Origin of the sequence: Verrucosispora sp. NA02020 (assembly GCF_013364215.1) — a bacterium.
Lineage (GTDB): Bacteria > Actinomycetota > Actinomycetes > Mycobacteriales > Micromonosporaceae > Micromonospora.
The window spans coordinates 4,224,557-4,241,983 of record NZ_CP054923.1 but is presented as its reverse complement, the minus strand read 5'-3'; the positions used below and the strand labels follow the sequence as shown (position 1 = coordinate 4,241,983).

Sequence of the window (17,427 nt, the reverse complement as noted above, 5' to 3'; positions counted from 1 at the left end):
GCGACCTGCACACCGACACCCACCGCCGCCCCCGGCCCGTGACGGGCCGGGGGCGGCGTCCGTTCGGGCCGGTTCTGCCGCCCCGCTCGCCGCCCCGCCGGCGCTGCCCTAAGGTCAGGACTGAGCGGGCACCGAGGAGGCGGACGTGGGACTGCGGGACGTGTTGCTGGGGTGGCCGGTGTTCCGGCAGCTCACCGGCACCGACCCGCTGGGCCGTGGTGCCGCCGCCCAGTCGGCGCGCAGCGCCGGGCTCACCGCCCGCACCGAGGACGCCGACGAGGTGGCCAGGTCGGTCTGCCCGTACTGCGCGGTGGGGTGTGGTCAGCGTGTCTTCGTCCGTGACGGCCGGGTGACGCAGATCGAGGGCGACCCGGACAGCCCGATCTCCCGGGGGCGGCTCTGTCCGAAGGGCGCGGCCAGCAAGAGCCTGGTGACCAGTCCGCTGCGGCAGACGACGGTGCGGTACCGCCGGCCGTACGGGACCGAGTGGGAGGACCTGGACCTCGACACCGCGCTGGACATGATCGCCGACCGGGTGTTGGCGGCGCGGGCGCAGACGTGGGAGGACGTCGACCCGCAGGGGCGTCCGTTGAACCGCACACTGGGCTTCGCCAGCCTGGGTGGGGCGACGTTGGACAACGAGGAGAACTACCTCATCAAGAAGTTGTTCACCGCGGCGGGCGCGTTGCAGATCGAGAACCAGGCCCGGATTTGACACTCCGCCACGGTCCCCGGTCTGGGGGCCAGTTTCGGTCGCGGTGGTGCGACGGTCTTCCAACAGGACGTGGCGAACGCTGACGTCATCGTCATCCAGGGCTCGAACATGGCCGAGGCCCATCCGGTGGGCTTCCAGTGGGTGATGGAGGCGAAGAAGCGCGGGGCGAAGGTCTTCCACGTCGATCCTCGGTTCACCCGGACCAGCGCGGTGGCCGACGCGTACCTGCCGATCCGGGCGGGTACGGACATCGTGCTGCTGGGTGCGGTGGTCAACCACATCCTCGCCAACGAGTTGGACTTCCGGGAGTACGTGCTGGCGTACACCAACGCGGCGACGATCGTCAGTGACGACTTCGTCGACGCCGAGGACGCCGAGGGGTTGTTCTCCGGGTGGGACCCGGAGAGCGGCAGCTACGTGCAGGACAGTTGGCAGTACGCGGGCCACGAGCAGGACTCGGGCAGCGGCGGCACCGCCGACGAGCGGGACACCGCCGCCGGCCTGCGCCACGAGTCGCACGGTGCGCCGGTGGCGGGTCGGTCGGAGCGGGACGAGACGTTGCGTCATCCGCGCTGCGTCTACCAGATCCTCAGGCGGCACTTCGCCCGATACACCCCGGAGATGGTGGAGCGGGTGTGTGGCCTGCCCCGGGAGAGGTTCCTGGAGTTGGCGCGGGCGTGGACGGAGAACTCGGGCCGGGAGCGGACCGGGTGCCTGATCTACTCGGTGGGGTGGACCCAGCACACCGTCGGCGTGCAGTACATCCGCACCGGGGCGATCATCCAGTTGCTGCTGGGCAACGTGGGCCGTCCAGGCGGCGGGGTGCTGGCGTTGCGTGGGCACGCCAGCATCCAGGGGTCGACGGACATCCCGACGTTGTTCAACCTGCTGCCGGGCTATCTGCCGATGCCGCACCACGCCAAGCACGTGACGTTCGACGACTGGGTGGACGGCATCCGGCATCCGGGGCAGAAGGGCTTCTGGGGCAACGCCCGCGCGTACGCGGCGAGTCTGCTGAAGGCGTACTGGGGGGACGCGGCGACGCCGGAGAACGACTTCTGTTACGGCTACCTGCCTCGGCTGACCGGGGACCACGGCACCTACCAGCAGGTGCTCGACATGATCGACGGCAAGATCAAGGGGTACTTCCTGCTCGGGCAGAACCCGGCGGTCGGGTCGGCACACGGGCGGGCGCAGCGGCTCGGCATGGCGAACCTGGACTGGCTGGTGGTCCGCGACCTCTTCATGATCGAGAGTGCGACCTTCTGGCAGCGGGGTCCGGAGGTCGCCACCGGGGAGATCGTGCCGCAGGAGTGCCGCACCGAGGTGTTCTTCCTGCCCGCCGCCTCGCACGTGGAGAAGGAGGGCACGTTCACCCAGACCCAGCGGCTGGTGCAGTGGCGGGAAAAGGCGGTCGAGCCGCCCGACGACGCCCGCTCCGAGCTGTGGTTCTTCTATCACCTGGGGCGTCGGTTGCGGGAGAAGCTGGCCGGGTCGTCGTTGCCGCGCGACCGGGCGCTGCTGGACCTGGCGTGGGACTACCCCACGCACGGCCCGCGCGACGAGCCGGACGCCGAGGCGGTGCTGCGGGAGATCAACGGGTACGACACCACGACGGGCCGCCCGCTGTCCGCGTTCACCGAGGCCCGCGACGACGGTACGACCGCGGTGGGCTGTTGGATCTACACCGGTGTGTACGCCGACGGGGTGAACCAGGCGGCGCGGCGGCGGCCCGGTCACGAGCAGGACTGGGTGGCCGCCGAGTGGGGGTGGGCGTGGCCGGCGAACCGGCGTCTGCTCTACAACCGGGCGTCGGCGGATCCGCAGGGGCGACCGTGGAGCGAGCGGAAGCGCTACGTGTGGTGGGACGCCGAGGCGGGCCGCTGGACCGGTCGCGACGTGCCGGACTTCGAGGTGACGAAACCGCCGTCGTACCAGCCGCCGGAGGGCGCCACCGGTCCGGAGGCGTTGGCCGGGGACGACCCGTTCGTCATGCAGTCCGACGGGAAGGGCTGGTTGTACGCGCCGAGCGGTGTGCTGGACGGGCCGTTGCCGACCCACTACGAGCCGGCCGAGTCGCCGGTGCGTAATCCGCTCTACGCGCAGCAGGCCAACCCGACCCGCAAGACGTACGCGCATCCGGTCAACCCGACGAACCCGAGTCCACCCGCGCCGCACAGTCAGGTCTTCCCGTACGTGTTCACGGTCAGCCGGCTGACCGAGCACCACACGGCGGGTGGGATGAGCCGCACCGTACGGCCGCTTGCGGAGTTGCAGCCGGAGATGTTCGTGGAGGTGTCGCCGGAGTTGGCCGACCTGGTCGGGCTGACCCATCTGGGGTGGGCGCACCTGGTCACCTCCCGTGCGGTGATCGAGGCGAAGGTGCTGGTCACCGACCGCATCGTGCCGTTGCGGGTGGACGGGCGGGTGATCCACCAGCTCTGGCTGCCGTACCACTTCGGGTACGAGGGGCTGGTCACCGGGGACTCGGCCAACGACCTGTTCGGCATCACCCTGGACCCGAACGTGCTGATCCAGGAGAGCAAGATCGGCACGTGTGACGTGCGTCCGGGGCGGCGTCCCACCGGAGCGGCCCTGCGCGAGCTGGTCCGCGACTACGGTGACCGGGCCGGCATCGTGCCGGGCCGTACCCCGCCGGCGGTCACCCCCGGCGTGCCGACCACGTCCGCCGGGGCCGACGACGAGGAGGGGACGCACTGATGGTCGACCCGCAGCACCGGGCGGGCCCGTCCGCGACGTCGGGGCAGGAGTACCAGCCGGCGTCGGCGTCCGGCTGGGTCGACGCGCCCCCACGGATGGGTTTCTTCACCGACACCAGCGTCTGCATCGGCTGCAAGGCGTGCGAGGTGGCCTGCAAGGAGTGGAACGGGGTGCCGGCCTCCGGCCTGGACCTGCTCGGCATGTCCTACGACAACACCGGCGCGTTGACCGCGAACTCCTGGCGGCACGTGGCCTTCGTGGAGCAGCCTCGTCCGGCCGGGCACCACGACGCGCCCTTCGCCGGCACGCCGACCGGCGACCCGGTCAGCGCCGCCTCGGCGGCGACCGCCGCCGGCACCGGCAGCCCGACCGACACGAGCCACGCGACCGGCACCGATCCGGGGCTGCCGCCGGGTGATCCGGCGGTCGCCGCCCGGATGACCGAGTTCCTGGGCATGCCCGCCGCCGGGCCGCCGGGGCGTACCGGCAGTGCGGAGGGCCGGTCGGACTTCCGCTGGCTGATGATGTCCGACGTGTGCAAGCACTGCACCCACGCGGCCTGCCTGGACGTCTGTCCGACCGGGTCGCTGTTCCGCACCGAGTTCGGCACGGTGGTGGTCCAGGAGGACATCTGCAACGGCTGCGGGTACTGCGTCTCGGCCTGCCCGTACGGCGTCATCGACCGGCGGGTCGACGACGGCCGGGTGTGGAAGTGCACGCTGTGCTACGACCGGATCGGTGCCGGCCTGACACCGGCCTGCGCGCAGGCGTGCCCGACGGAGTCGATCCAGTACGGTCCGCTCGACGAGTTGCGGGAACGGGCCGCCGCCCGGGTCGCCACGCTGCACGAGCGGGGGACTCCCGAGGCACGGCTCTACGGTCACGACCCGGCCGACGGCGTCGGTGGTGACGGCGCGTTCTTCCTGCTTCTGGACGAACCGGAGGTGTACGGCCTGCCACCGGATCCGCAGGTCACGACCCGGGATCTGCCGAGAATGTGGCAGCGTGCCGGGGTCGCCGCGCTGGCGATGGCGGCGGTGGCGGTGGGCGCGTTCCTCGGTGGTCGGCGGTGACCCCCCGCGAGCCGGAGGTGGGTGACCGGTTCCGTCGCTTCCGCGACCAGGCGGCCGACGGCCGCACCGACGACCGCACCGGCGGTCGCCGCGGCGGACGTGGCGGCGAGGAGTTGGCGGTGCCCCGGGCGGAGTTCCGCTCCTACTACGGCCGACCGATCCTGAAACCGCCGGTGTGGACCTGGGAGATCGCCGCGTACCTGTTCACCGGTGGGCTGGCCGCCGGTTCGTCGCTGCTGGCGGCGGGCGGGCAGGTGACCGGTCGGCCGGCGCTGCGGCGCGTCGGCCGGGTCGCCGCGCTGGTCGCGGTCACCGCCAGCGCGGGCCTGCTGGTCAAGGACCTGGGACGGCCGGAGCGGTTCCACCACATGCTGCGGGTGGCGAAGCCGACGTCGCCGATGTCGGTGGGGACCTGGATCCTGAGCGCGTACGGTCCGGCCGCCGGGTTGGCCGCGATCGCCGAGGCGGCACCGCTGCTGCCCGAGCGCGGTCCGCTGGGGCTGGTCCGTCGGGTGCTGCCGCCGGTGGGGCACGCCGCCGGGCTGGCCGCCGCGGCGACCGCACCGGCCCTGGGCACGTACACGGCGGTGCTGCTGGCGGACACGGCCGTGCCGTCGTGGCACGAGGCGTACCCGCACCTGCCGTTCGTCTTCGCCGGCAGCGCCCTGGCCAGCGGTGCCGGGGTGGGGCTGCTCGCCGTGCCGCCCGCGCAGGCGGGTCCGGCGCGGCGGATGGCGGTGGCCGGTGCCGCTCTGGAGTTGGTCGGCGCGCACCGGTTGGAGACCCGGTCGGGGTTGCTCGGCGAGCCGTACCGCACGGGTCGCGGCGGCCGGTTGCTGCGGGTCGGGCGGGCGTTGACCGTGGCCGGGGTGGCCGGGGCGCTGGTGGGTGCCCGCAGCCGGGTGCTGTCGGCGGCCTCCGGCGCGGCGTTGCTGGCCGCGTCGGTGGCGACCCGCTTCGGGGTGTTCCACGCGGGGGTGGCCTCGGCCCGGGATCCGAAGTACACGGTGCTGCCGCAGCGGGAGCGTCTGGCACGGCGCGCCGGTGAGGCGACGGCCGGGCGGTGATCGGGTGCCGACTCGGCCGTACGGCCGGGTGGGTGCTGTGATCCAATGCTGGGTGGAGGCGTTCAGGCGGCTGGTGCCCCTCCCGGTCTTCAACACCGGTGTGGTCCGGGATCCGGGCCAGGCGGGTTCGATTCCCGTCCGTCTCCGCCACACGGTGAGGAGATGACGCGATGGGCGACGGCGTCGCCGACCCGCGCCGCCGGGTGCCGCGTACCGACGCGCTGCTGGCCGATCCCCGGCTGGTCGTGGCCGCCGCCGCCCTGGGTCGGGAGCGGGTGAAGGTCGCCGTCCGGCAGGCGCAGGACCGGGCCCGGCGCGGTGAGATCACCCCCGAGGCGGTCGCCGTCGAGGCGCTGGCCGCGCTGCCGTCGGCGGCCCCGCGTGCCGTGCTCAACGCCACCGGTGTGCTGCTGCACACCAACCTCGGGCGGGCCGCCCTCTCCGACGCGGCGGTGGCCGCCGTGGTCGCCGCCGCCGGGCACACCGACGTCGAGATGGATCTGGGTACGGGCCGACGTGCCCGGCGGGGTCGCGACGCCGTCGACGCGCTCGCCGCCGCCGTGCCGGAGGCCGAGGCGGTGCACGTGGTCAACAACGGTGCCGCCGCTCTGGTGCTGGCCGCCACCGTGCTGGCCGCCGACGCCGAGATCGTGGTGAGCCGGGGCGAGCTGGTCGAGATCGGGGACGGGTTCCGCCTGCCGGACCTGTTGACCAGCACCGGGGCGCGGCTACGGGAGGTCGGCACCACCAACCGCACCACGCCGGCCGACTACGCCGCCGCGATCGGTCCCCGCACCGGTTTCGTGCTCAAGGTGCACCCGTCGAACTTCCGGGTCACCGGTTTCACGTCGGCGGTGCCGGTCCGGCGGTTGGCCGCGCTCGGCGTACCGGTGGTGGTGGACATCGGGTCGGGGCTGCTCGCGCCCGACCCGCTGCTGCCCGACGAGCCGGACGCGGCGACGACCCTGCGGGCCGGGGCGGACCTGGTCACCGCCAGCGGCGACAAGCTGCTGGGTGGCCCGCAGGCCGGGCTGCTGCTGGGCTCGGCCGCACTGGTGGAGCGGCTGCGGCGGTCTCCGCTGGCCCGGGCGCTGCGGGTGGACAAGCTGACGCTGGCCGCGCTCGCCGCCACCCTCGGCGATCCGGCCACGCCCACCCGGACGGCCCTGCACGCCGACGCGGCGCTGCTGCGGGCCCGGACCGAGCGGCTGCGGGACGCCCTGGCCGCCGAGGGTCGTAAGGCCGACGTGGTGCCGTCGGCGGCGGTGGTGGGCGGTGGCGGTGCTCCCGGCGTGGAGCTGGACTCGTGGGCGTTGAGCCTGCCGGAGCGCTACGCCGCACCGCTGCGCACCGGTGAGCCGCCGGTGCTCGGCCGGGTGGCGCGGGGCCGGCTGCTGTTGGACCTGCGGTGCGTGCCGGAGCACGCCGACCCGACGGTCCGCGCCGCCGTGCTCGCCGTCCCGGGCGGCGACTGACCATGCTGGTGGTGGCCACCGCCGGGCACGTCGACCACGGCAAGTCGACGCTGGTGCGGGCGTTGACCGGGATGGAACCGGACCGGTGGGCGGAGGAACGCCGTCGGGGCATGACCATCGACCTGGGCTTCGCCTGGACCACGTTGCCGTCCGGGGCCGTCGTCGCCTTCGTGGACGTACCCGGGCACGAACGGTTCGTGCCGAACATGCTGGCCGGGGTGGGCCCGGTGCCCGCCGCCGTGATGGTCGTCGCCGCCGACGAGGGTTGGATGCCCCAGTCCGCCGAGCACCTGGCCGCCCTGGACGCGCTCGGCGTCGCGTACGGCCTGCTCGTGGTGACCCGCGCGGACCTGGCCGATCCGGGTCCGGCGCTGGCGCGCGCCCGGGCCGAGCTGGCCTCCACCACCCTGGGCGCGGTGGAGTCGGTGGTGGTCAGCGGGGTCACCGGTGTCGGCCTGCCCGAGCTGCGTGCCGCGTTGGACCGGTTGGCTGCCCGCGTGCCGTCCGCCGACCACGCGGCGCCGGTGCGGCTCTGGGTCGACCGTCATTTCACGGTGCGCGGCAGCGGCACGGTGGTCACCGGCACCCTCGGCGTGGGCCGGTTGCGGGTCGGTGACGAGCTGGAACTGGCCGGCACCGGTGACCTGGTGCGGGTACGGGGCCTGCACCGCCTGGGCGAGGCCCGCGACGCCGTCGACCCGGTGGCCCGGGTGGCGGTCAACCTGCGCGGGGTGTCCCGGGACCGGGTCGCGCGCGGCGACGCGTTGCTCACCCCGGGTCGGTTCCGGTCCACCGACCTGGTCGACGTGCGGCTGGCCGGCGACCCGGTGGCCGAGCTGCCGGCCACGCTGACCCTGCACGTGGGTGCGGCGGCCGTGCCGGTGCGGGTGCGTCCGCTGGGCGGCGACACCGTCCGGTTGCGGTTGGGGCGTCCGGTGCCGCTGCTCGTCGGCGACCGGGCGTTGCTGCGCGACCCGGGCCGCCACCACGTCGTCGGTGGGGTGACCGTCCTGGACGTGCTGCCGCCGCCGTTGCGGCGGCGGGGCGCGGCGGCGGCCCGGGCGGCGGTGTTGGCCACCCTGGACGGTCGGCCGGACCTCGCCGGTGAACTGCGGCGACGCGGCCTGGTGCGGGCCGGGGACCTGGCCCGCGCGGGTGTGCCGGTGCACGTCGCCCCGGTGGCGGGGGACTGGCTGGCCGATCCGGAGCACTGGGCGCGGCTGACCGCGCGGCTCACCGAGGCGGTGACCCGGTACTCCCGGGAGCATCCCCTGGAGGCGGGCGCCCCGGTGGAGGTGCTGCGCCGGCAGCTCGACCTGCCCGACCGGGTGCTGGTCGAGGCGCTGGTGCGGGCGCCGCTGCGGCTGGCCGCCGGTCGGGTCGGCGCGGCCGGGGCTGATCCGCTGCCGGAGCCGGTGGCCCGCGCGGTGGCGTTGGTCCGCGACGACTTCGCGGCGTACCCGTTCCGGGCTCCGGACGCCGACCGGCTGGCCGCCGTCGGGCTCGGGGTCCGCGAGATCGGCGCGGCGGTACGGGCCGGCGCGCTGCTGCGCCTGACCGGCAACGTGCTGCTGCTGCCCGGCGCGCCGCAGCAGGCGGTGCGGGTGCTCGCCGCGTTGCCGCAGCCGTTCACGCTCAGTGCCGCCCGGCAGGCCCTGGACACCACCCGCCGGGTGGCGGTGCCGCTGCTGGAGCTGCTGGACCGGCAGGGCCGGACCCGCCGGTTGCCGGACGACGCCCGGACGGTGGTCGACGCGGATTCCACCGATCGGCCGGCAGCCGGGCGTCCCGGACGCCTACCGTGACGCCATGGACCCCTCCGCGGTCTGGCGGGACCGGCAGCACCGCTGGCGGATCGAGGCGTACCGGGCACCGGACCTGAGGTTCGCCATCTTTGCCACCAACGGCACCACCGAGTCGGCGCCGCTGTGGTTGTTCGGGATGTCGGCGCTGGCCCGCTGGCTGATGAGCCACAAGATCTCACTGGACGACCTGGAGACCGACTGATCGCCCAGTAGGGGGACAGACCGGACGAAAACCGGCATCCAAGCCTGTTCGGCTCTATCGTGCGACGGATGAAGGACCGAGGCATCCGCAAGGTCGTCGCGGTGCTGGCCGGCCTCGCGGTGATCTACTTCGGCACCACCGGCCGATCGGAGACCGAAGGCAGCGGGATCTCCGGGGGACTGGTGGTGCTGGCTCTGCTCGCCGCCCTGCTGGTGTGGCACCTGACCAAACCCGGCGACGCCTAGTCACGCCGGTCAGCGGGCCGCCACGCTCCGGTTGAGCTGCCCCACCGACTCCTCGCCGAGCGCCACCCGCACCAGCGCCGAGGCGAACCGGCCGAAGTCGTCGTCGTCGACCAGCCCGGCCAGCCGGTCGGGGGTGGCCGGCAACCCGAGCCGCTTGGCCCCGGCGACCGCCCGCCGGTCGGCGTACGGGCGCAGCTCCGGCCAGACACTCTGCACCTCGCGCAGGAAGATGTCCGCCCCGGTGGGCCCGATGCCGGGGAACTCGGTGAGCAGCCGCCGCAGCGCCGTCGGGTCACCGTCGGCCTCCCGGTGCAGCCGTCGCAGGTCGCCGTGCCACCGGTCCAGGCAGAGCCGGGCGCCGGTGCCGAGCATCGTCGCGGTCCGCTCGTCGTAGCGGCGGTAGTGGCCCCGCCCGAGCGCGTCGACGCGCTGCTGCCACCGCGCCGCCTCCATCGCCTGCGGGGTGCGGTAGCCGGCGGCGAAGAGTTCCCGGGCCGCCGCCACCGCCACACCGGCCCGGATCCGGGTGCTCAACAGCGTGACGAGCACCAGCAGCTGGTACAGCGGCGCGGGCCGGTCGGCGAGGGTGATCCCCGCCTCCTCGGCGTACGTGCGCCGGGTGAGCAGGGCCCGTGCCATCTCGCGGTGATCGCCCATCTCGCGGGAGTACCCGTTGTGGCCCGGACTAGCCCGATCGCCGCAGCCGGTTCCACGTGGCGGCGGCCGTCACCCCGTACGCGAGGTGCGGCACGAGGTCGGCCAGCCAGTCGACGCGCCGCCAGGTGCGCGGGTCGGTGACACCGAGCAGCGTCAACGACCCGTCGGAGAGCGTCATCGCCCCGCCGCCGAGCAGCGCGGCGGCGCGCAGGATCGGCTGCCGCCGCCCACGGGTCAGCGCGGCGAAGCCGACGGCGGCGGCCACCCCGAGCCCGTACCCCATCAACGCGCCGAGCCCGGCGCGCCGGTGGGCGGCCTGCGGCGGCGCGCCCAGGTCCAGGTGGGCCGCGTCGGCCACCCTGCCGGCGCTCTCCTCCGGGGTCTGGCTGGCCGCCCGGGCCCGCACCACGATGTCCAGGTAGGTCACCGTGTTCAGCGCCAGCGTGCCGACCGCCCCGGCGATGAGCCCGTCGGCGAGGTACCCGCCCCTCACTTCTTCGGGTCGCCCGGTTCGCGGTTGCCCTTCGGACCGTAGGTGCGGTCACCCCGGACCACGCCGCGTTGTCCCCGATCCTCCTGGAGGATCCGGTTGGCGGTCTCGTCGGCCTTCTCGTCCGAGGTGCGCCGACCCGAGTCGTCGACGGCGTTGCGGATGCGGGCGCGCTGCTTGTCGTAGGCGTTGCTACCCGGACGCGGTCCTGGCATCGCTGTCTCCTCCGGTCGTCACGGTGACGGACGCGCCCGTCTACCCGCGTGGACCGCCGCCAACCCCCGGCGTGTGGACCACCGCGACCGGGCAGTGGCTGTGGCGCAGCGCCGCCTGGCTCACGGAACCGCGCAGCAGGCCGCCGACCGGACCGTGACCGGTGCCGCCGACGACGAGCAGCTGGGCGCGGCGGGAGGCGTCGGTGAGCACGGTGCCGGCCCGTCCGCGTACCGACTCTCGGGTGACCGGCACCTCCGGGTACCGCTCGGCCAGACCGGCGAGCGACTCGGCGAGCAGCCGGTCCTCGTCGGCGCGCAGTTCGGACTCGTCGTACACCAGCGGCTGCATGTCACCGGGGCCGGTGGAGACCGGATGCCGGTAGGCGTGGGTTGCGACGACGGAGGCGCCGCGCAGGGCGGCGGTCCGGACCGCGAACTCGATCGCGGTCCGGGACGCCCCGGTGCCGTCCACGCCGACCACGACCGGCCCGTCGGTCTGCGCGGTGCCGCGGGCCACCAGCACCGGGCAGCCGGCCGACGCGGCCACCGTGGCCGTGACGGAGCCCACCACGAGGGCGCCGAGCCCACCGAGGCCCTGATGGCCGAGGACGATCATCGCGGCGGTGGGGGCGGCGTCCAGCAGCACCGCGGCGGCCTCGCCGTCGACGATCTCGCCGGTGACCCGCAGGCCGGGCGCGACCGCGCCGGCCTCGTCGACCGCGTCGGCCACCACCTGCTCGGCCTGCTCCCGCAGTCCGGTGCCGGGTCGGTCGTCGGTGACCGCGGTGACCGGCGTCCGCAGCAGCGGCCAGATGAAGGCGTGCCGGACCCGCAGCGGCAGGTCCTGTCGGGCCGCCTCGGTGGCGGCGAGCCGGATCGCGGCGCGGGCCGGCTCGGAGCCGTCCACACCGACCACCACCGCCGCGCCGTTGATCGGGTCCACGAGCACCTTCCCGCCGCCGGTCGTCGTCCGGAGCCAAGTATCGCGGCCGTGGCGGGCCCGGCGGGGCGATACCGGTGAGCGGCACCGGGTCGGTACGCTGACGGCGACTGCCGGGGAGGGAGCGTCGTCGATGGTGGAGCCCGACCAGCCGAGCACCGCACGGATGATCGATTTCTGGCTCGGCGGGGAGCACCACCACCCGGTCGACGTGGCGGCCGCCCGCGCCTTCGAGCAGGCGTACGGGCCCTGTGCCCCGGTCTTCCGGGCGCTGCGCGCCTTCCTGGGCCGCTCGGTCCGCGCGATCGCCGCCGCCGGTGTGGACGGCTTCCTGGTCTTCGGTGCCGGTGTGCCGACGATGGGCAACGTGCACGAGGCCGCGCCCGACGCCACCGTCCTCTACACCGACGTGGACCCGGTGACCATCCGGTCGGGGCAGCAGATCCTGGCCGGCAGCGACCGGGCCGGGTACGGCTTCGGTGACGCCACGGACGTCGGCACGATCGATCCGGCGTTGCTGCACCGGTTCGTGCCCGGGTGGGGCCGGCGGCCGGTGGGGGTGGTGTTCCTCGGCCTCGCCGCCTTCCTCGACGACGAGACGCTCGCCCGGACCCTCGACGAGCTCTACACGGCTGCCGCACCCGGCAGCCACCTGGCGATCGACTTCGACACCGAGGAGCTCGCCGGTCATCCGGAGGCGCTGGCCATGATGGGTCCGGCGTTCCGGATGCGGGCGCCGGCGGCGTTCGGGCCGCTGCTGGGGCGTTGGACGCCGACCGAGGACGGCATCGTGCCGGTGACCCACTGGCGGCCGCAGGGCCCGCCGGAGGCGGTGCCGGACGCGTTCCACGGCGCGGTGGCGGTGCGGTCGGCCGGGTGACCATGAATGGAACCGCCTCCGTATGATGCTTGCCCCAGAGCAAGTATCTTCGGAGGAGCGACATGCCGGATGGGCCCACGGGGGTTTCGCGCGCCCTGCGCGAGGCCCCGCCCGATCGCGTGGTCGAGGCCGCCGACCGGGCCATCCAGTCGGTCCTGGGAGCGTCGGGCACCGTCGTGTTCGTCGCCGACTACCGGATCAGCGGCCTGTGGCCGGTGCTCGACGCGCGGCGGCCGGACGCCGCCGCCCACGCCCTCCAGGGATCGCTGCAACGCTGCTTCAGCAGTCAGCAACCGGTCCGGGCCGGCGGGACCGACGGCCGGTGCCAGCTCTATCTGCCGTTGTCGGTGTGGGGCGAGCGGCTCGGTGTGCTGATGGTGGAGATGCCCGAGGAGCCGTCGGAGAGCGTGGTGCGCCTCGCCGCGGACATCGCCGGTGAGGTCGCGCTGGCGATGCACGCCGCCGACCGGGAGACCGACCGTTACCGGCGGGCGCGTCGGCAGGAACGCCTGAGCATGGCCGCCGAGTTGCAGTGGGAGCTGCTCCCGGGGCGCAGTGTCAGCCACGGCTCGTTCCAGTTGGCCGGTCAGCTGGAGCCGGCGTACACGGTGGGTGGTGACCACTTCGACTGGTCGGTGGATGACGGCCGGCTCACCGTGACCGTGCTCAACGGCGACGGGATCGGGCTCACCGCCGCCCTGCTGACGGCGGTGACGGTGAACGCGATGCGCAACGCCCGCCGGTCCGGCGGCGGCCTGGTGGAGCAGGCCGAGCTGGCCTCCGACACGGTCTACTACCAGCACCGGGGTCACCGGCACGTGGCCACTGTCCTGCTTGAACTGGACTGCGCCACCGGCCGGGTGCAGGCGGTGGACGCCGGGTCACCGCACCTGCTGCGGCTGCGCGGCGGCACCGTGTCCCGGGTTCCGTTGGAGCAGCAGCTGCCGTTGGGCATGTTCGCCGAGACCCGGTACGCGCTCCAGGAGTTCGACCTGGACCCGGGGGACCGGTTGTTCGTGGTCTCCGACGGGGTGTGGGGCGCGGATCCCAGCGGACGCGAGACGTACGGGGAACGGGCGATGGCACGGTCCATGCGGGCCACGCGGTTGCAGCCACCGCCGGAGGCGGTTGGTACGGTGATGCGCGAGTTGCAGGCATTCCACGCGGACGCCGACCTCCGCGACGACGCCGTGGTGGTCTGCCTGGACTGGCGTGGTGCCGACGGCCGGACGCAGGACTGACGGCCTCGGGTGGTATGAGCGGGACAATCGCAGGGGACATCGGGTGGAGCGACCGAATCTCGCCGCGGCGATCGACGCAGCCGCTGAGTCGTTGGTGGGTGTGCTCGACTCGGCCGCCGTCCGGCACCGGATGGCCGTCTCGCCCACCCAGTTACGGGTGCTGTCGCTGCTCAGCAGCCGGCCGGAGACCAACATCAACGGCCTGGCGGAGCTGCTGGACGTCGTACCCTCCTCGGCCAGTCGGCTCTGCGACCGGCTGGAGGCGATCGGCCTGGTGCGCCGGGAGACCGACCCGAGGGATCGGCGTGAGGTCCGCCTGACGCCCACGGCCGCGGCGGAGGTCCTGCTGGGGGAGGTGCGGTCGCGCCGTCACGACGCCGTGCGGACGGTCCTGGAGCGGATGCCGGCGCGGGTGCAGCAGGACCTGCTGCGGGCGCTGAAGGCCTTCGGTCAGGCCGCGACGGCGCAGCCGCCGGACTCCTCGGCCCGCAGCGCCTGACCCCCCGCCCACCTGTCATCCTAGGATGCCTTAGCGGTGGTGACGGTCCTCACACCAGTACCGCACGAACACCACCGACGACACCGGTCGAGCGGGGCTGGGCGCGACGACAGCCCGCTATAGTGGCAGCGCATCCGACCGACCTGTGATCATCAACGGTGGGCGGTGGGCCAGGGGAGATCCCGGATCGGGATCACAGGGGGGTGCCGGCGCCAGCCGGCACGACAGCGCGCACGGCGTTCCATGGCGGACCCAGGGGCCGAGGTGGGTCGCGTGCCGCGGAGGAGGTTCGGTGGCGCGTCGACCGGCTCGGGCAGAGCAACCACAGGCCCCCGAGGTCGACGCGCGAGGTGCCGGCGACCGGGTCCTCACCCTGCCGAACCTGATCAGCTTCGTCCGACTGCTGGGCGTTCCGGTCTTCCTGTACCTGTTCCTCGTGGCCCGCGCCGACGTGGCCGCGATCGTGGTGCTCGCTGTCGGCGGCACCAGCGACTGGGTGGACGGGTGGATCGCCCGACGGCTGCGTCAGGTCAGTCGCCTCGGCGAGTTGCTCGACCCGCTCGCCGACCGGCTCTACATCCTCGCCACGCTGGTGGCGTTCACCGCGCGCGACGTGGTGCCGTGGCAGTTCACCGCCGCGCTACTGGCCCGGGAGCTGCTGCTGGCCGGTTCGCTGGTGGTGCTACGCCGCTACGGCTACGGACCGCCGCCGGTGCACTACGTCGGCAAGACGGCCACGTTCCTGCTGCTGGCGGCGTTCCCGACGTTGCTGGTGGCCGCCTCGGTGCCGGCCGCGTCGGCGGTGGCCGGTGCGGTGGGCTGGGCGCTGGCCTGGTGGGGGCTGGTGCTCTACTGGGTGGCCGGGGCGCTCTACGTGGTCCAGGCGCGTCACCTGGTCCGGGCGGCTGGTCGAGGAGAGACGGCATGAGCGAGCGTCGGCGAGCGAGTCAGCGGTGCCGTGGTGATGCCGGCGCGCAGCGAAGCGGAGTGTCGGCATGAGCGAGCGGAACCGGGGGTTCACCCCGGACTTCCTCACCGAGCTGTTCCAGAACCCGCTGGATCCGGGGTACGCCGACGCGGCGGCCCGTCGGGCGAGGAACGGGAAGCCGGCGCGTCCGGGATGGTCGGTGGGACCGGTCACGGTGGTGGTCGTGTTGCTTCTGGGTTTCCTCTGCGCGGTGGCGTACCGGCAGACGATGGCCGAGGAGCCGGGGCGCGCGCAGGCCCGGTCGGGGCTGGTCGGGCAGATCAAGCAGCGGCAGGGTGAGACGGACAACCTGTCCGTGCGCGCCGACCAGTTGCGCGAGGAGGTGACCCGGCAGCGGGAGGCCGCGTTGGGTGGTTCGCAGGCGGCGCGGTTGCGGGACCTGGAGGCGCGGACGGGGCTGGGTCGCGTGCGCGGTGACGGTGTGGTGGTGCGGTTGGCGGACGGTCCGAAGGCGGGGGAGCAGTTGGGCGGGACGAAGGCGGGTCCGTCGTGGGTGCTCTACAGCGACCTGCAGGCGGTGGCGAACGACCTGTGGGGTGCGGGGGCGGAGGCGGTGGCGATCAACGGCCAGCGGTTGACGGCGACGTCGACGATCCGGTCGGCGGGTGAGGCGATCCTGGTGGACTTCCGGCCGGTGACCGGGCCGTACGAGGTGTCGGCGATCGGTCCGGGATCGATGCGTGAGGCGTACGAGGGCAGCCGGAGTGCATTGACGATGCGCCGGGTGTCGCAGGTGAACGGGTTGTCGTTCGAGGTGCGCGACGCGGACCGCCTCACGTTGCCGGCGGCGCCGGAGTCGCGGCTACGCTACGCGGAGCCCGCGGTGAGTCCGAGTGCGTCGCCGTCGGGCGGTGACGAGTCGTCCGACTCGGGTACGTCACCCAGCCCTTCCGGAGGTGGTCGATGATCGCGGTGCTGGCTCTGCTGGCCGGTGTGGTGCTCGGGTTGTGGCTGGATCCGACGGTGCCGGCGGCGTTGCAGCCGTACCTGCCGATCGCGGTGGTGGCGGCGTTGGACGCGGTCTTCGGTGGGGTGCGGGCCAAGTTGGACCGGATCTTCGACGACAAGCAGTTCGTCGTGTCGTTCATCTCGAACGTGCTGGTCGCGGCCTTGATCGTGTATCTGGGTGACCAGTTGGGTGTGGGTGGTCAGTTGTCCACCGGTGTGGTGGTCGTGTTGGGGGTCCGCATCTTCGGCAATGTGGCGGCGATCCGCCGGCACCTGTTCCGGGCGTAGGTTGGTGTCGTGAGTGACGAGCACACCGAGACGGGTACGGGGTGGCCGAAGCCGGCGGGTCCGGCCCGGCCGGGTGGGCCGGCGGGGGAGCCGGATCCGCGTCCGGACGCGCCGGATCCCGACGAGTTGAGTCCGTTGTCGCCGCAGGGGCGTCCGGAGCCGGGTGACGGTGAGCCGGTCGTCGACCCTGACGGTTCCGGCGAGCGTGCGGGTTCCGGTGGGCGCACCGAGGACGAGTCGGCGGGGAGCGCGCCTGCGGCGGGAGCGGTCAGTCCGTTGCGGCGGTTCAGTTCGGCGGCGGTGATGATCGGTGTGCTGCTGGTGTTGTTGGGGTTCACGCTGGCGGTGCAGTTGAAGACGACGTCGACGGATTCGTCGTTGGCGGCGGCGCGGCAGGAGGACCTGGTCCGGATCCTGTACGACCTGGAGGCGCGGGAGTCGCGTCTGCGGCAGGACATCACCACGTTGGAGGAGAGCCAGCGCCAGTTGCGGTCGGGTGAGCAGGGGCGCCAGGCGGCGTTGGAGGAGGCGACCCGGCGGGCGGACGAGTTGGGCATTCTGGCGGGTACGTTGCCGGCGCGGGGTCCGGGGTTGGCGGTGCGGTTCGAGGCGGGGCGGTCGAAGCCGATCTCGGCGAGCGGGGTGCTGGACGCGGTGCAGGAGTTGCGGGGTGCGGGGGCGGAGGCGATGCAGATCTCCGGTGGTGACCGCGCGTCGGTGCGGGTCGTGGCGTCGACGTATTTCCTGGACGGGGAGAACGGGTCGTTGATCGTGGACGGGCGTCGGTTGACGGGTCCGTTCACGATCACGGTGATCGGGGATCCGGCGACGATGCGTACGGCGCTCAACATTCCTGGCGGGGTGGTGGCGGTGGTGGCGGGCAACGGCGGTAACGTGATCGTTGAGGATCGTGAGGTTGCCGAGGTTTCGGCGCTGCACGTGCCGAGCACGCTGGAACACGCCCGTCCGGTCTCGTGA

18 protein-coding genes and 1 tRNA gene are annotated in these 17,427 nt (G+C 73.7%); 15 read left to right on the top strand and 4 right to left on the bottom strand.

Annotated features, from left to right (window positions below; translation table 11 throughout):
- Positions 1–145 precede the first annotated feature (145 nt).
- The 8 genes from fdh to HUT12_RS18355 all read left to right on the top strand — a co-directional run bounded on the left by fdh (position 146) and on the right by HUT12_RS18355 (position 9,303).
- The gene (fdh, locus tag HUT12_RS18390; RefSeq protein WP_176094170.1) at positions 146–3,436 is read left to right on the top strand and encodes a formate dehydrogenase; all 3,291 of its coding nucleotides are present in this window, start codon (positions 146–148) and stop codon (positions 3,434–3,436) included.
- A 95-nt stretch (positions 3,437–3,531) separates the two neighbouring features.
- Entirely contained in the window at positions 3,532–4,509 is a 978-nt protein-coding gene (locus HUT12_RS18385) for a 4Fe-4S dicluster domain-containing protein (protein ID WP_303393515.1), read from the top strand.
- Positions 4,506–5,576, top strand: coding sequence for an NrfD/PsrC family molybdoenzyme membrane anchor subunit (gene nrfD / locus HUT12_RS18380; RefSeq protein WP_176094168.1), 1,071 nt, complete (start codon positions 4,506–4,508; stop codon positions 5,574–5,576). The genes HUT12_RS18385 and nrfD overlap by 4 nt, the downstream gene beginning before the upstream one ends.
- A 54-nt stretch (positions 5,577–5,630) precedes the next feature.
- Positions 5,631–5,726: transfer RNA gene (locus HUT12_RS18375), tRNA-Sec, on the top strand.
- Positions 5,727–5,746: 20 nt separating this feature from the next.
- Positions 5,747–7,051, top strand: a complete 1,305-nt coding sequence (gene selA / locus HUT12_RS18370) for an L-seryl-tRNA(Sec) selenium transferase (protein ID WP_176094167.1) — start codon at positions 5,747–5,749, stop codon at positions 7,049–7,051.
- Between the two features lie 2 nt (positions 7,052–7,053).
- Positions 7,054–8,856 carry a selenocysteine-specific translation elongation factor gene (gene selB, locus HUT12_RS18365; RefSeq protein WP_176095856.1) on the top strand — a complete coding sequence of 601 codons (1,803 nt, stop codon included), beginning with the start codon at positions 7,054–7,056 and terminating at the stop codon, positions 8,854–8,856.
- 4 nt (positions 8,857–8,860) lie between these two features.
- On the top strand, positions 8,861–9,058 hold the full coding sequence (locus tag HUT12_RS18360; RefSeq protein WP_013733930.1) for a hypothetical protein: 198 nt from the start codon (positions 8,861–8,863) through the stop codon (positions 9,056–9,058).
- Positions 9,059–9,126: 68 nt separating this feature from the next.
- Complete coding sequence (locus HUT12_RS18355; RefSeq protein ID WP_162854401.1) at positions 9,127–9,303, top strand: hypothetical protein; 177 nt, start codon at positions 9,127–9,129, stop codon at positions 9,301–9,303.
- Between the two features lie 9 nt (positions 9,304–9,312).
- Here the strand turns inward: HUT12_RS18355 and HUT12_RS18350 are convergent, their stop codons facing one another.
- Genes HUT12_RS18350 through HUT12_RS18335 form a run of 4 tightly spaced genes read right to left on the bottom strand, consistent with a single transcriptional unit; the run spans position 9,313 to position 11,608 of the window.
- On the bottom strand, positions 9,313–9,960 hold the full coding sequence (locus HUT12_RS18350; protein WP_131057745.1) for a hypothetical protein: 648 nt from the start codon (positions 9,958–9,960) through the stop codon (positions 9,313–9,315).
- Positions 9,961–9,988: 28 nt separating this feature from the next.
- Entirely contained in the window at positions 9,989–10,453 is a 465-nt protein-coding gene (locus HUT12_RS18345) for a hypothetical protein (protein ID WP_176094166.1), read from the bottom strand.
- The gene (locus HUT12_RS18340; RefSeq protein ID WP_176094165.1) at positions 10,450–10,665 is read right to left on the bottom strand and encodes a phosphatidylethanolamine-binding protein; all 216 of its coding nucleotides are present in this window, start codon (positions 10,663–10,665) and stop codon (positions 10,450–10,452) included. The genes HUT12_RS18345 and HUT12_RS18340 overlap by 4 nt, the downstream gene beginning before the upstream one ends.
- A 40-nt stretch (positions 10,666–10,705) precedes the next feature.
- Entirely contained in the window at positions 10,706–11,608 is a 903-nt protein-coding gene (locus tag HUT12_RS18335; RefSeq protein WP_176094164.1) for a universal stress protein, read from the bottom strand.
- A gap of 130 nt (positions 11,609–11,738) precedes the next feature.
- Here HUT12_RS18335 and HUT12_RS18330 point away from each other — a divergent pair, with 130 nt between their 5' ends.
- From HUT12_RS18330 to HUT12_RS18300, 7 genes are all read left to right on the top strand, one after another.
- The gene (locus tag HUT12_RS18330; protein WP_176094163.1) at positions 11,739–12,485 is read left to right on the top strand and encodes an SAM-dependent methyltransferase; all 747 of its coding nucleotides are present in this window, start codon (positions 11,739–11,741) and stop codon (positions 12,483–12,485) included.
- A gap of 62 nt (positions 12,486–12,547) precedes the next feature.
- Entirely contained in the window at positions 12,548–13,726 is a 1,179-nt protein-coding gene (locus HUT12_RS18325; RefSeq protein ID WP_176094162.1) for a PP2C family protein-serine/threonine phosphatase, read from the top strand.
- A gap of 43 nt (positions 13,727–13,769) precedes the next feature.
- The gene (locus HUT12_RS18320) at positions 13,770–14,225 is read left to right on the top strand and encodes a MarR family winged helix-turn-helix transcriptional regulator (protein WP_131053834.1); all 456 of its coding nucleotides are present in this window, start codon (positions 13,770–13,772) and stop codon (positions 14,223–14,225) included.
- 292 nt (positions 14,226–14,517) lie between these two features.
- Positions 14,518–15,153, top strand: coding sequence for a CDP-alcohol phosphatidyltransferase family protein (locus tag HUT12_RS18315; RefSeq protein WP_131053833.1), 636 nt, complete (start codon positions 14,518–14,520; stop codon positions 15,151–15,153).
- 67 nt (positions 15,154–15,220) lie between these two features.
- Entirely contained in the window at positions 15,221–16,120 is a 900-nt protein-coding gene (locus HUT12_RS18310; RefSeq protein WP_131053832.1) for a DUF881 domain-containing protein, read from the top strand.
- A complete protein-coding gene (locus tag HUT12_RS18305) occupies positions 16,117–16,449 on the top strand; it encodes a small basic family protein (RefSeq protein WP_013733919.1) in 333 nt (110 codons plus the stop codon). Before HUT12_RS18310 ends, HUT12_RS18305 begins: the two co-directional genes overlap by 4 nt.
- A 9-nt stretch (positions 16,450–16,458) precedes the next feature.
- Positions 16,459–17,427 carry a DUF881 domain-containing protein gene (locus HUT12_RS18300; protein ID WP_176094161.1) on the top strand — a complete coding sequence of 323 codons (969 nt, stop codon included), beginning with the start codon at positions 16,459–16,461 and terminating at the stop codon, positions 17,425–17,427.